Source organism: Shewanella sp. Isolate8 (genome assembly GCF_022398495.1).
Classification (GTDB): domain Bacteria; phylum Pseudomonadota; class Gammaproteobacteria; order Enterobacterales; family Shewanellaceae; genus Shewanella; species Shewanella aquimarina.
Genome location: NZ_JAKEVI010000003.1, coordinates 314,485 through 328,225, shown reverse-complemented (window position 1 = coordinate 328,225; position 13,741 = coordinate 314,485). Strand labels below are relative to the sequence as shown.

General features: G+C 56.2%; 11 protein-coding genes. 6 read left to right on the top strand and 5 right to left on the bottom strand.

Going from position 1 to position 13,741, the window contains the following annotated elements:
- Nucleotides 1-71: 71 nt before the first annotated feature.
- Nucleotides 72-998: an LpxL/LpxP family Kdo(2)-lipid IV(A) lauroyl/palmitoleoyl acyltransferase gene (locus L1D43_RS13925; RefSeq protein WP_239852502.1), complete on the bottom strand. Its 927-nt coding sequence runs from the start codon at nucleotides 996-998 to the stop codon at nucleotides 72-74.
- Between the two features lie 105 nt (nucleotides 999-1,103).
- Between L1D43_RS13925 and hldE the strand changes: the two genes are divergently transcribed.
- Together hldE and L1D43_RS13915 are read left to right on the top strand one after the other, a co-directional pair.
- Nucleotides 1,104-2,534: a bifunctional D-glycero-beta-D-manno-heptose-7-phosphate kinase/D-glycero-beta-D-manno-heptose 1-phosphate adenylyltransferase HldE gene (hldE, locus tag L1D43_RS13920; protein ID WP_239852501.1), complete on the top strand. Its 1,431-nt coding sequence runs from the start codon at nucleotides 1,104-1,106 to the stop codon at nucleotides 2,532-2,534.
- A complete protein-coding gene (locus L1D43_RS13915; RefSeq protein WP_239852499.1) occupies nucleotides 2,531-3,382 on the top strand; it encodes a hypothetical protein in 852 nt (283 codons plus the stop codon). Before hldE ends, L1D43_RS13915 begins: the two co-directional genes overlap by 4 nt.
- 109 nt (nucleotides 3,383-3,491) lie before the next feature.
- Here L1D43_RS13915 and L1D43_RS13910 read toward each other — a convergent pair whose 3' ends face one another.
- From L1D43_RS13910 to L1D43_RS13895, 4 genes are all read right to left on the bottom strand, one after another.
- Nucleotides 3,492-3,776, bottom strand: coding sequence for a hypothetical protein (locus L1D43_RS13910; RefSeq protein ID WP_239852497.1), 285 nt, complete (start codon nucleotides 3,774-3,776; stop codon nucleotides 3,492-3,494).
- A gap of 265 nt (nucleotides 3,777-4,041) precedes the next feature.
- Entirely contained in the window at nucleotides 4,042-5,424 is a 1,383-nt protein-coding gene (locus L1D43_RS13905) for an NAD(P)(+) transhydrogenase (Re/Si-specific) subunit beta (RefSeq protein ID WP_041508451.1), read from the bottom strand.
- A gap of 6 nt (nucleotides 5,425-5,430) precedes the next feature.
- On the bottom strand, nucleotides 5,431-5,706 hold the full coding sequence (locus L1D43_RS13900) for an NAD(P) transhydrogenase subunit alpha (protein WP_011864469.1): 276 nt from the start codon (nucleotides 5,704-5,706) through the stop codon (nucleotides 5,431-5,433).
- Nucleotides 5,706-6,875 carry a Re/Si-specific NAD(P)(+) transhydrogenase subunit alpha gene (locus L1D43_RS13895; protein ID WP_239852496.1) on the bottom strand — a complete coding sequence of 390 codons (1,170 nt, stop codon included), beginning with the start codon at nucleotides 6,873-6,875 and terminating at the stop codon, nucleotides 5,706-5,708. The genes L1D43_RS13900 and L1D43_RS13895 overlap by 1 nt, the downstream gene beginning before the upstream one ends.
- Before the next feature lie 332 nt (nucleotides 6,876-7,207).
- Between L1D43_RS13895 and L1D43_RS13890 the strand changes: the two genes are divergently transcribed.
- From L1D43_RS13890 to L1D43_RS13875, 4 genes are all read left to right on the top strand, one after another.
- Nucleotides 7,208-8,992, top strand: coding sequence for an assimilatory sulfite reductase (NADPH) flavoprotein subunit (locus L1D43_RS13890; RefSeq protein ID WP_239852494.1), 1,785 nt, complete (start codon nucleotides 7,208-7,210; stop codon nucleotides 8,990-8,992).
- Between the two features lie 78 nt (nucleotides 8,993-9,070).
- Nucleotides 9,071-10,768 (top strand): assimilatory sulfite reductase (NADPH) hemoprotein subunit, encoded by a 1,698-nt coding sequence (gene cysI / locus L1D43_RS13885; RefSeq protein ID WP_239852492.1) that lies wholly within the window; start codon nucleotides 9,071-9,073, stop codon nucleotides 10,766-10,768.
- A complete protein-coding gene (locus L1D43_RS13880; protein ID WP_239852490.1) occupies nucleotides 10,761-11,513 on the top strand; it encodes a phosphoadenylyl-sulfate reductase in 753 nt (250 codons plus the stop codon). The genes cysI and L1D43_RS13880 overlap by 8 nt, the downstream gene beginning before the upstream one ends.
- Nucleotides 11,514-11,987: 474 nt before the next feature.
- On the top strand, nucleotides 11,988-13,703 hold the full coding sequence (locus L1D43_RS13875; protein WP_239852487.1) for a hypothetical protein: 1,716 nt from the start codon (nucleotides 11,988-11,990) through the stop codon (nucleotides 13,701-13,703).
- Nucleotides 13,704-13,741: the final 38 nt, after the last annotated feature.

The window sequence follows — 13,741 nt, the reverse complement described above, 5'->3', positions numbered from 1 at the left end:
ATGGCTGGCTTTATCTGGCGTTTCCCGTTAGGGATTGAGCCTTCAGTGGCGAGATGAAAGTCTACAGGCCTCTAGCGATAGAGCGACGGGTCATCCTTATTGGGGCGCGTCTTGAAGCGTCTATGCAGCCACATATACTGCGCCGGGCTTCGTTCGATGATCTCTTCTATGATGCGGTTACCCCGCTTGGCATCTTCGAGCTCGTTCTCCCCAGGGAAATCCTCCAGCGGTGGCTGGATCTCTATGGTGTATCCCTTGTCATCCTGGTTACGCACCACAATGAATGGCAGTACCTTGGCCTTGCCCAGTTTGGCCAGGGTGGTGGCACCCGTGATGGTTGCGGCTTCCTGTACGGCGAAGAAGGGGATAAAGACGGCGCTTGAACGGCCAAAATCCTGGTCCGCGGTATACCAGATCACATCTGGGTTGCGCAGGCTGCGCACCATCTGCCTGAGATCCCGTTTAGGCACCAGTCCCTTGTTGGAGCGCAGGCGTCCCTTGACCTGAAGGTATTCCATCAGCGGATTATTGTGGGGACGGTAGACGCCTATGCCCGGCTGAAACTGGCCGAAGATACGAGCGCCCATCTCCAGTGGCAGGCAGTGCACCGCAAAGAGGATAACCCCCTGACCCGCCGCCAGTGTCTGTTCCACATTTTCCTGGCCTTTAATCGTCATGTGGCGCTGAATGCGTTCATCGCTCCACCACCAGGCGTTGGCGATGTCGAAGATAGCCTTGCCAGTCTCTTCAAAGTTTTGGGTCAACAAGGCCTGTTGCTCGGCCGGGCTCATCTCGGGAAAGCAGAGTTCGATGTTGCGTTTGGCTGTGTTGACGCGGCTGCCGGCGATTGCCATGGCTAAGCGGCCTATGCCTCGCCCCAGCTTCATCTGGGCCCTGAGCGGCAGCAGCTGGGTCAGGCGCATCAAGCCGACACCTAACCAGATGAGCCAGTATTTGGGATGGAAAAATTGAGCGGAGAATTGAGCGTTTTCGACCACGGTTGACCCTATGGGGTTTACAAAAATTACTGCTTATTCTAACTCAATTTGTTGGGAAAATTAGGTATAATCAGGGATTAATTTTCGCAAAAAGATAAGTGCCATATGAAGATTTCTCTGCCAGCTTTCGAAAAAGCAAACGTTCTGGTCGTCGGTGATGTGATGTTAGACAGATACTGGAGCGGCCCAACGGGGCGTATTTCGCCCGAGGCGCCTGTGCCTGTGGTAAGAGTGAATCAGATAGAAGACAGACCCGGCGGGGCGGCAAACGTTGCCCTGAACATCGCCGCCTTGGGCGGTCAGGTGAGCCTGGCGGGCATAGTGGGTGAGGATGAAACCGCTGCCGCCCTGACCCAAGGGGTTGAGGCCATGGGCGTTGCGCCTAAGTGGCACAGAGTGGCTCACCTGCCAACCATTACTAAGTTACGCGTCTTATCCCGCAACCAGCAGTTGATTCGCCTCGACTTCGAGGAGGCCTATCCGGCCGAGCAGAGCCAGGCCTTGCTGGAAAGTGCCGAGAAAGAACTGAATAAGGTGGCCGTGGTGGTCTTGTCAGATTATGCCAAGGGGGCCATAGATACGCCTCAGGCCTTTATCGCCAAGGCCAAGGCCAAAGGGGTCAAGGTGCTGGTGGATCCTAAGGGCAGTGATTTTTCCCGTTATCGCGGTGCCAGCCTGCTTACCCCTAACATGAGTGAGTTTGAGCAGGTGGTCGGTGCCGTGGTCGATGAGGCGGATCTTGTGGCCAAGGCCAAGCAGCTGATGCGTGATTTCGATTTCGAGGCGCTATTGGTGACCCGCTCCGAGAAGGGGATGACGCTGATCACCCAGGATGGCCCTGAGCTGCACATTCCGACTGTTGCCCGTGAGGTCTATGACGTTACCGGCGCCGGTGACACTGTGATTTCGGCATTAGCGACTTCGCTGGCGGTAGGTTGCGACTTGCCTGTGGCCTGCGCCCTGGCGAACACGGCGGCGGGTATTGTAGTAGGTAAACTGGGTACCTCAACCGTGAGCCGTATCGAACTCATCGCGGCGCTTAATCTGAGCCATGGCGAGAGTGGCTATGGGGTGGTGAGTGAAGATCAACTGGCCTATGCCCTGGAGCAGGCCAAGTTGAAGGGCGAGCGCGTGGTGATGACCAATGGCTGTTTCGACATCCTGCACGCCGGCCATGTGAGCTACTTGCAGCAGGCGAGAGCATTGGGTGACAGGCTTATCGTGGCCGTCAACGATGATGAATCGGTGAAGCGCCTCAAGGGTGACGGCCGTCCGGTCAACAAGCTGGAGCGTCGTATGGCGGTACTGGCGGGTCTTGCCTCGGTAGACTGGGTGGTGCCCTTCAGCGAAGACACGCCACAGCGCATCATCTCCAGACTACTACCCACCAAGCTGGTGAAGGGCGGTGACTACAAGGTAGAAGAGATCGCCGGTGGCAAAGAGGTGATCGCCGCCGGTGGCAGCGTCGAGGTGCTAGGCTTCGAAGATGGCGTCTCTACTACGGCCATCATCGAAAATATCATGGCCAAGCAGTGATCCTCGAGACGTTACTGATCGCCAGTGCCTGGTTCTGGGCGCCCATGCCCCAAGGTCAGGCCCTGGTATGTCAAACGTCTCATATTAAAGAGTGCCTAGCCCAGTTACCCCCTGAGGCCAGGGCGCAATTACCCCTCAATTCTCAAACGCTGGTGAGTCAGATGGGCCGTCGCGGTGCCATGGTCAGGCCCCTGGGCGATCTAGGTGTTACCAACTTAAGTGTTACCGGCCTGGTGTTGCTGGCCGAGGCGCGCATTCCCAAATCTTATTCGGCGCTGTGGAACGGCCAGGTCTATGCCCTGCCGATAGCGCAGGCCAAGCAGATGACCCTGGCTCACGAGCTGGGGCACCTGGCGGTGAGCCGTTCGCGCTCCACTTACTTGCAAGTCGATAAGCTAACGCCTTACCAACACGAGTGGCTGGCAGATTTTTACCTGCTCTGGTCGCTTGCCAAGGCAGACTGGCCGGAAACTCTGGCCTGGCAGCAGTATCACAGACGCAACCTAGAGGTGTTTGAGAACGTGAAGGCGATCTCTCACTGGTCGACGCCCATGCTCTCTCAGCTGCTCACTCGATATAGCTGGCAGGCGTTAGGGGCATTTGAGGATTTCGATAGTCTTATCGACGCCATCTATCCCGATCTGGTGCAATACGATCAGGAGACCCTAGATGAGTTTGCCAGCCTGCTCCACAGAGTGTTCGGCGCGGCGACCCAGGCTAAGTTACCTCATTACATGTTCTGGCGCAGACCCGAGATGGGCGTCATCATCCGGCCAACCCTGAACCACTTGATGGGGGAACAGGCGGCCGATCGCTGGTTGACTGAACAGGCGATGCAGGGGGAGTAATACCAATCGTAATGTTTTTCCTGCGCTATTTCTGATCACATATTTACTGTGATTGGTATAACCGGAACGTTTGGGAAATAAAAAAGGAGCCAGAGGCTCCTTTTTTAACTTATTGCTTTCGAGGTGGACGGCGTTCGCGCAGGATGATATCTGGGTTAAAGTCGATATCACCGTCATCGTCTATGGTCGCGAGTTGATCTTCCTGCTTGGCGATAGCCGTACTCGTTGTAGGGGTTTGTCTGACAAAGAGTAGCTGATAACCAAGTTTCGCTAAGGTGTAGAAGGCGAATCGCTGCGCCGTCGTCAACCTGTCCCAATGTTCGTTAGTGTGAGCCTGAGAAACGCGCCTATCCTCGAAAGAGAGCAGTCCATTATTTAGCACTTGAGTTTGCATTTTCAAAGCCTCTTTAGGAAACGCTAACATTGTTACATGATGATTATATAATCAGATGTTAAGTCAATATGCAAGCGATTCACCCGGCCAAAGCGTGGCCTCTCACGCTAAGTATAGCCGAAATGTTTGGATAACTTTTCACCAAAAAGCAAGGTCGAGAAGATAAAAAATAAACTGCAAATTTATCAAGAAGATTTATCTAAATTCATTTTTCGCGAGGCAATAAAAAAGGCCGTTAAACGACCTTTTTGTAGATGTTGTACGCTTAGTCCGCTTCTTTCAGGGACTGAGTCAGATCGACAATCGCCTTCTTACCGTCACCAAACAACATCAGGGCGTTATCTTTGGCAAACAGAGGATTGGGCAGACCGGCGAAGCCTGGGCTCAGGGAGCGCTTAACGACCACCACGGTACGCGCCTTATCGACGTTGAGGATAGGCATGCCGTAGATAGGGCTGCCCTTGTCCTCGCGGGCCATAGGGTTGGTCACGTCGTTGGCACCAATGACGATGGCCACATCCGTCTGCTCGAACTGAGGGTTGATCTCATCCATCTCGATCAGCTGCTCGTATGGCACCTCGGCCTCGGCCAGAAGTACGTTCATGTGGCCTGGCATGCGGCCAGCAACAGGGTGAATGGCGTAGAGCACCTGGGCGCCGCGCGCCTCCAGTATCGAGGCCAGCTCACGCACCGCATGTTGCGCCTGCGCCATCGCCAGACCGTAACCCGGGACAATCACCACGCGCTCGGCGGTTTCCAGTAGCATGGCGACCTCTTCTGGTGAAGAGGAGGTTACCTTGCCGGCGTATACCTCGTCGGCATCCACAGTCTCACCGCCTTCGGCCATGACACCAAAGAGCACGTTGAACAGCGAGCGGTTCATCGCCTTACACATGATCTGGGTCAGGATGATCCCCGAGGCGCCGACCAGTGAACCCGAGACGATCAGTACCGTATTGCCCGTGATGAAACCTGTGGTCGCCGCCGCGATCCCCGAGTAGGAGTTCAGCAGGGCGATAACCACTGGCATATCGGCGCCGCCGATAGGAACCACCAAAAAGAGGCCCAACAGCAGCGACACGGCGACTAAGGCGTAGATGAAGGTCGGATTACTCGGCGTGGTGACCACGGCAACCGTCAGTATCAGGGCCGCGATCAACAGGCTGGCGTTGATGAACTTGTTACCCGGTACCCGAATAGGGTTACCCGAGATAAGCTCCTGCAGCTTAGCAAATGCCACGAAGGAGCCCGACAGGGTCACAGAGCCTATAAGCACGGTCAGGCCGATAGAGATCAGCGCCACCACATGGGTCGCCGAATCGGGATCCAGGAAGCTCGCCAGGGCGATAAACAGCGAGGCGCCGCCACCGAAACCGTTGAGCAGCGCCACCATCTGCGGCATGGCGGTCACCTGGATCTTGGTGGCCATCACGGCGCCTATGGCACCACCCAGCAAGATACCGGCAATGATCCACTCATAGCTTAAGATGCTCTTGTCCAGCAGGGTTACCACCACGGCGATGAACATGCCCAGGGCCGATAACTGGTTACCGCGCACCGCGGTGCGGGGCTTGGTCAGCCCCTTGATCCCTAAAATAAACAGACTCGCAGCCACAAGGTAGGCGAGATAGATAATCGTCATACTCATGTTGGCTTATTTCCTCTTAAACATGGCAAGCATACGGTTGGTGACCATGTAGCCACCCACAACGTTAATGGTGGCCAGTACCACGGCGATGAAGCCCAGTACATTGACCCAGAGCCCCGCGCCTGAACCGGCCGCAAGCAGGGCGCCGACCAGGGAGATCCCCGAGATGGCGTTTGAGCCTGACATCAGGGGAGTATGCAGGGTAGGCGGCACCTTAGTGATCAGCTCAACCCCAAGGAATACTGCCACCACAAACAGGGTCAGTAGTAATAAGATCTCCATTATTGAGCCTCCTCTGTTGCCGCAAGTGACGGCAGTGATAACAGGTCGCGTAATCTGGCGTTAACCACCTCACCCTGATGGGTGACGACTGTGTCGCGCACAATCTCGTCGTCGAAGTCCAGCTGTAACTGGCCCTCATCGTCGACGATTAGCTTGAGCAGGTTTTCTATGTTGGTGCCATACATCTGGCTGGCGTGGGTCGCTGCGCTGCCAGCCACATTTGATGGCCCGAGTATGGTGACGCCGTTATGGACAACGGTTTGGTCCAGCTCTGTCAGCTCGCAGTTACCGCCGGTTTCGGCGGCGAGATCTACGATAACCGTGCCCGGCTTCATGGCATCCACCATCTCCTTGGTGATCAGCACGGGCGCCTTGCGGCCCGGGATGGCTGCTGTGGTGATGACGATATCCTGCTGGGCCAGCACATTGGCCATCGCCTGCTGCTGACGCTTGATAAAGTCGTCGCTCTGCTCGGCGGCGTAGCCCCCCTTGGTCTCGGTATTTTCAGTTTCAAGATCCAGCTCGACCGGCTTGGCGCCCACGGAGAGGATCTGCTCTCTGGCGGCGGGGCGAATATCATAGGCTTCCACCACGGCGCCCAGACGCTTGGCGGTAGCACAGGCCTGTAGGCCGGCGACGCCGACACCCATGATGAAGGCGCGGGCGGGTTTGAGGGTGCCTGCGGCCGTCATCATCATAGGGAACATGCGCGGCGCCTCATGGGCGGCCAGCAGCACGGCCTTGTAACCGGCTATGGTCGCCATGGAGGAGAGGATATCCATGCTCTGGGCGCGGGTGATCCTTGGTACCAGCTCAAGTGCCAAGGCGCTGGTGCCGGTTTCGGCCAGGGCGGCAGCATTTTCCGGTTGCGCCAGGGGATCCATCATGCCGACAAACAGCTGATGGGGTTTGGCCTTGGCCTTGATCTCCTCAAACTGCTCACCCTTAAGGTTGACCAGGGTGATGATATCGGCGCCGAGCACCTCGTCTCTGTCGGCAATGACGGCTCCCGCCTCTTGATAGGCTTGATCGCTAAAGCCAGCAGCGACACCCGCTCCGCTCTCCACGATAATTTGGAGGTTTTTTTTGATTAACCGAGTCACATTGGCCGGGATCAACGCGACGCGTTTTTCTTCGGCATGGCTCTCTTTAGGTAGACCTAGTTTCACTGAGAAACCTCTTAGTTGGGGACAGACGTCGTTATGAATTATTGGGTGGCTATTGTGGCGAGTCTGGACTTAGACACAAGCGCGAATTTTTCATAATCAGCACTCGTGCACTGGTCGGAGCAAAAAGTTTGCGCCAGTCCACAAAATTTCATTTCAAATTCTGTGGTTAAGGGCACAGCTTAAGCAAATATCGCTCACCACTCTCACTTTTGTAGCTCAAATTATGACCTTTGCATATTCCAAAAATGAATTAAAAATTAGATTTTATTCTTTTTTGCTTTTCTATTAAGCCACTAAGCTAGACTAATTACACTGTTATAGGGCCGTCTTCCATGCTGTTAAAAGAGCTTTCATCACTGGCTTCTCCTCTGTCTGCGACACAGGTGGATAAGCTTAAGCAACTCACCTCTGAACTCAACGCCGTGCAACTCGCCTGGGTAGGCGGCTACCTGGCGGCTACGGCCGAACTGAGCGGCGTGGCCGGCGAGGTGCAGCAAGCGCCCCAGCAGACCATTACCATTCTCTACGGCAGCCAGACCGGCAACGGCCGTGGCATCGCCAATGAGCTGGCCGAGAAGGCCCAGGCCCAGGGCTACAGCGTCAATTTGGTCTCCATGGCCGACTACAAGACGCGCCAGCTCAAGCAGGAGACACTACTGCTGGCCGTGGTGAGCACCCATGGTGAAGGTGAGGCGCCGGACGATGCCATCGAGCTGCACAAGTTCCTGGCCTCTAAGCGCGCACCTAAGTTAGACACCCTTAACTATGCCGTGCTGGCGCTGGGAGATTCCAGCTATGAGTTCTTCTGCCAGACGGGTAAAGATTTCGATCAACGCCTGAGCGCACTGGGTGCCAAGGCGATCGTGCCACTCACTGAGTGTGACGTGGATTACGAGTCGGCGGCGACTCAGTGGCAAGAGGCTGTGCTGGGCGCGGTCAAGCCATTGGTGGGCACTGGCGCGAGTGTGGTCTCTATCGGCAGCGCGAGCACCACGACGACGGGGTCGAGCTTTACTAAGCAGAAGCCCTACAGCGCCGAGCTCTTGGCGAGTCAGAAGCTGACTGGACGCGATTCGGATCGCGACGTGCGCCATGTGGAGATAGATCTCGGCGAGTCTGGCCTGAATTATCAGGTCGGTGATGCCCTGGGCGTCTGGTTCAGTAACAGCGACGCCCTGGTGGCAGAGATCATTAATGGCCTGTCTCTGGATGGCGAGGCCGAGGTGACCCTGGGTGACGCGACTTTAACTTTGACCCAGGCTCTTAAAGAGAAGCGCGAGCTGACCCAGCTCTATCCTGGGCTGGTACAAAACTGGGCGCAGCTGAGCGGCAACGAAGAGCTGCAGGCGATCAGCGAAGACAGGGAGCAGACCCGCCAGTTTATCCTCAAGCATCAGCTAGCCGATCTGGTGGCCAAGTATCCCGTGGACATCAGCGCCTTCCAGCTGGTGGAGCTGCTGCGTCCGATCACCCCAAGACTCTACTCGATTGCCTCGAGCCAGTCTGAGGTGGAGAGCGAGGTACACCTGACCGTGGCGTTGGTGGAAGACGAGCGCGAGTCGGGTACCCGCTTTGGCGGCGCGTCTCACTTCCTGGCAAGCGCCGAGGAAGGCGCCGAGGTCAAGGTCTATGTGGAGCCGAATAATCACTTCCGTCTGCCAGAAAACCCAGACACGCCTGTGGTCATGATTGGCCCTGGTACGGGGGTGGCACCGTTTCGCGCCTTCATGCAGGAGCGAGCGGCCCAGGGCGCTCAGGGCGACAGCTGGCTCTTCTTCGGCAATCCGCACTTCGAGCAGGATTTCCTCTATCAGACCGAGTGGCAGCAGTACCTTAAAGACGGCACCCTGACGCGCCTGGATTCGGCCTTCTCGAGAGATCAGGCCCATAAGATCTATGTGCAGCATCGCATCCTGGAGCGCGGCGAGACGCTATGGCAGTGGATCGAGCGCGGTGCGCATCTCTATATCTGCGGCGACGCCGAGCGCATGGCCAAAGATGTGCATCAGGCATTGATCGAGGTGATCAAGCAGCATGGTGGCAAGAGCGAGGAGCAGGCTGAGGCCCTGCTGGAAAGCCTGCGCAGCGACAAGCGTTACCAGAAAGACGTTTATTAATTGAGACAGGGCGCCAGTCGCCGACAGATTAACTTGCATGGGCAGAGCCGGTGCAAAAGAGACAATAGGGCAGCAGCCATGAGCGACCAGAAATTATCAGTAAACGAGTACCTAAAGACCGACAGTAACTATCTGCGCGGCACTATCGAAGAGGGGTTAGACACCTCGCTGACCGGTGCCTTCAACGACGCGGATCAGCAGTTGATCAAGTTCCATGGTTTCTACCAGCAGGACGACCGCGATCTGCGCAACGAGCGTAAGGAACAGAAGCTAGAGCCCCTATACAGCTTCATGTTGCGTGCCCGTGTCGCCGGTGGCGTCTGTACCCCCAAGCAGTGGCTGGGGGTAGATAAGATTGCCTCGACCCTGACCAGCTCTAACAGCATTCGTCTGACGACCCGCCAGACCTTTCAGTATCACGGCATCCCTAAGCGTAACCTCAAGACGCTGATCCAGGATCTGGACAGAGAGGCGCTGGACTCCATCGCCGCCTGTGGCGACGTGAACCGTAATGTAATGTGTAACCCTAACCCGGTAGAATCCAAGCTGCATCAGCAGGCCTACTACTGGGCCAAGAAGCTGTCGGATAACTACCTGCCACGTACCAAGGCCTACGCCGAGATCTGGCTGGGCGATGACAAGGTGGCGGTGAGCGAGAGCGAAGAGGTGGAGCCAGTCTATGGCAAGACCTATCTGCCACGTAAATTTAAGATGGCCGTGGCCGTACCGCCCGATAACGACGTGGATGTCTACACCAACGACCTTGGCTTCATCGCCGTGGCCGAAGATGGTGAGCTGGTGGGCTTTAACATGGTGGCCGGTGGTGGCATGGGCTCGACCCATGGCGAGGTCGCGACCTTCCCGCGTTTGGGCGACGACTTTGGCTTCATCAAGGCCGAAGACTGCCTCAAGTTTGCCGAGGCCGTGCTCAAGGTGCAGCGCGATTGGGGTAACCGCTCAGATCGTAAGCAGTCGCGCCTTAAGTACACCATAGTCAAGCATGGTTTTGAGGCCTTCAAGGCAGAAGTGGAACAGCGCGCCGGGGTAAAATTTGAACCTAAGCGTGAGGTGGTGATCGGCGATCGCGGCGATCGTTACGGCTGGATCAAGGGGGTGGATAATAACTGGCATCTGACCCTGTTTATCGAGGGGGGCCGTATCAAAGATCTGCCGGGACAACCGCTGCAGACAGGCCTGCGTGAAATAGCCCTGGTACACAAGGGTGATTTTCGCATGACCGCCAACCAGAACATCATCATCGCCGGTGTGGCCGAAGAGGATAAGGCGCAGATCGAGGCTATCGCCCGCAGTCATGGCCTGATGGGCAAGCTGATAAGCCCGACTCGTGGTCATTCCATTGCCTGTGTGGCGCTGCCGACCTGCGCCCTGGCGATGGCCGAGGCCGAGCGTTACTTCCCAGACTTCATGACCAAGGTGGAGGCACTGCAGGAGAAACATGGCTTCCTGGAACAGCCGATAGTGATCCGCATGACGGGCTGTCCTAACGGCTGTGCGCGCCCCTTCGCCGCCGAAATTGGCCTGGTGGGTAAGGCGCCTGGTCGCTACAACCTCTACCTGGGAGCGAGTTTCGAGGGGACACGCCTGAACAAACTTTATCGCGAGAACATTCAGGAAGCCGAGATTCTGGCGGCGCTGGATGAACTGTTTGCCCGCTACGTCAAAGAGCGTGAAGCTGGCGAAACCTTTGGTAACTTCACCGTGCGTGTCGGCGTGGTGAAGGCGGTTATCGATGCCGCTAAGGATTTCCATGGATAATTCAGTGATCTCTGCCCAGGCGCTAAAGGCTCTATTGAGCGCGCCAAAGGTTGAGCAAGATGCAGAGCTGGCCCGAGTCAACGCCTTCCTGGCGGGACTCACGCCCGCCGAGCGGGTGATCTGGGGCCTGGCTTACCTGCCGGGCACCCATGCGCTGTCATCGAGCTTCGGTATTCAGGGCGCCGTGATGCTGCATCTGGTCACCCAGGTACAGCAGGATATTCCGGTGATCCTCACGGACACTGGCTATCTGTTTCCCGAGACCTATCAGTTTATCGATGAGCTGACCGAGCGACTCAAGCTCAATCTTAAGGTGTACCGCGCGCCCATGACCAGCGCCTGGCAGGAGGCCCGTTTCGGTCGCCTGTGGGAGCAGGGGCTGGATGGCCTGGAGCAATACAATCGTCTCAACAAGGTGGTCCCCATGCAGACCGCGCTCAAGGAGTTAGAGGTAGGGACCTGGTTCGCGGGCCTGCGCCGCGCCCAGTCCAGCACTCGTGAGGATCTGCCGATTCTGGCGATCCACGGCGATCGCTACAAACTGCTGCCAATCTTAGAGTGGAGTAACAAGGATGTGCACGAGTATCTGACTAAGCACGACCTGCCTTATCATCCGCTATGGGAGCAGGGCTATGTGTCGGTGGGCGATACTCATTCCAGCCGCCCGCTGGAGCTGGGGATGACCGAAGAGGAGACCCGCTTCAACGGCCTCAAGCGTGAGTGTGGCCTGCACTACGAGATCTAAGGATTGGTGAAACAGGAGGCTTTATGAGATATAAAGCCGCTAGCGTGCTGATTCATTAGTACTTTCTTCTGATTTACGTACTTTTTTGCACTTCTTTTGCACATGGTTATGCACAGGTCAGAAATTTGAACTATAGTGGTAAGTTCCCGTAGATGGTTTTGGATTGTTGTCTGTATCGGAGCCGAATTGGATCCAGTCGCTTTTCTTCCTCTTTTAAGCGACGGGCAGAGCCGCCGACAAGATCGAAACCCAACTCGCTTGGCGAGAGCTAGATGTTTGATTGGTCTGCTGGCGCATGCTAATTAATAGCCATAGGCCCTGGATAGTCCGCTGCGGCTATCCAGGGATCTCCCCCGATAATCTTATTTCCCTTTTTATTCATCCATATAGTAATATCGACGCCATTCTTTTCTTACGTGCTGCCAGCTTGGGATAGGCCCGACTGCCCGCGCGATTTAACAGGGAGTTTATTGAATGAAGAAGGCATTAGTGGCGGTGGCAATCCTTGCCATAGGCGCAGGGGGCTACTGGGCGATGCAGCAGGCGCCTAAGTCCGTAGATAATCAGGTATTGGCCTATGTGCCAGCCGATACACCGCTGTTTTCCGCACAGATTGAGCCTTTTCCCATAAAGGATTATATCGACGCGCTTCCCGAGGCGCAGAAGCAATACCCTGCAGAGATGAAGACACTGCTGTCTGAGGACGAGGATCCCAGGGCCCAGTTTATCTTCCGTGTATTGGAGCGCTACTTCGATGCGTCCCAGGATGGGCAGCAGCTAGTCGATACCTTTGGCCTGCCCGACAAGATAACCAGTTATTTCTATACCCTGGGTGTGTTGCCGGTGATCAAGCTGGATATCGCCAATCCTCAACACTTCTGGGCGGTACTGGATAAAGCCGAGGCCGATAGCGGCCTGACGCACACGGCCAAGCAGCTGGGTGAGGTGAAGTATCGTGCCTATCGTCTCACCGACGATGGCGAGAACGAACAAGTGGATCTGGTATTTGCCATCGATAAGGGCATGCTGACTCTGACCCTGGAAACCAGTTTCTTCGAGCCTGAGCTGCTTGAAACCGCGCTAGGCATCAAACCCGTTCAGGACTCACTCGCCAAGGCGGGCACGGTCGATGAGATCATCAAGAAGCACGGTTTTAGCCTGGCGGGTGTTAGCTATCTCAACCATCAAGAGTTAGTTAAGGCGATCACCACGCTGGACGGTAACCAGATGGCGCGTCAGTTGACCCAGATCTTTAAGCTTATCCATGACGATCCCTTTGTCGAGCTGCGCACCCAGAGCTGTCAGAGTGAGCTTGCCGGCATCGCTGCTAACTGGCCCCGCACAGTGATCGGTTATACGGATCTCGAGGTGAAGAACAAGCGGGCCAAGATAGGCTTTAGCACTGTTATCGAGAGCAATAATCAGGTGATTCTCGGGGCCCTGAGCCAGATGCGCGGCTTTATTCCGGCCCATACCAAGCGCATAGACGCTGGGGTGTTCTCCATGGCCCTTGGGCTGGATGTGAATCAGTTTGTGCCTAGCATCTCTAAGATCTGGGATGATCTGCTTACCCCAAGCTATCAGTGCGAGCCGCTGGCGCAGCTACAGGGGGAGATGGAAGGTCAAAGTCCGGTCATGCTGGGTATGTTTACCGGTATGGCTAACGGTGTGAAAGGCGTTTCCTTCTCGCTGCTGGATTATGCCCTGGAGCAAGGTACCCAGCAGGTTTCTCTTAAGGAGCTCGATGCCATAGCGACCCTGTCGGCAGACGATCCGGCCACCCTGTTTAACATGGTGAAGCCTTTCGCACCTGAGCTGGCCAATGTCAGCCTGCCTAGCGACGGCAGCGCTGTCGATCTCGGCGCCGCGCTGCACCTGCCACCGTCACTCGGTGTGAGGGCGGAGATGGCACTGAAGGGACAGTACCTCACCATCTACACAGGCGAGAAGAGCAAGGCGATCGCCGATGCACTCGCGGGCGAAGCGCCGAGCGCTAACGGTCTTGTCTCCATGACGGCGGATTATGCCAAGCTATTTACCCCAGCCATGAACCTGATGGCCATGAGCGGCGAGCCTATTCCTGAGGAGTTAGAGGCGCTAAAAGATTATCGCACTCAGCTTAAGGTGGAGATGGATATCAATGCCAAGGGTATCGTCTTCGACAGCCTGGTACAGACCCAAAACGACTAGGAATCTGTTGTAAATTCACAAAAAAGCCCCGAGGCCTG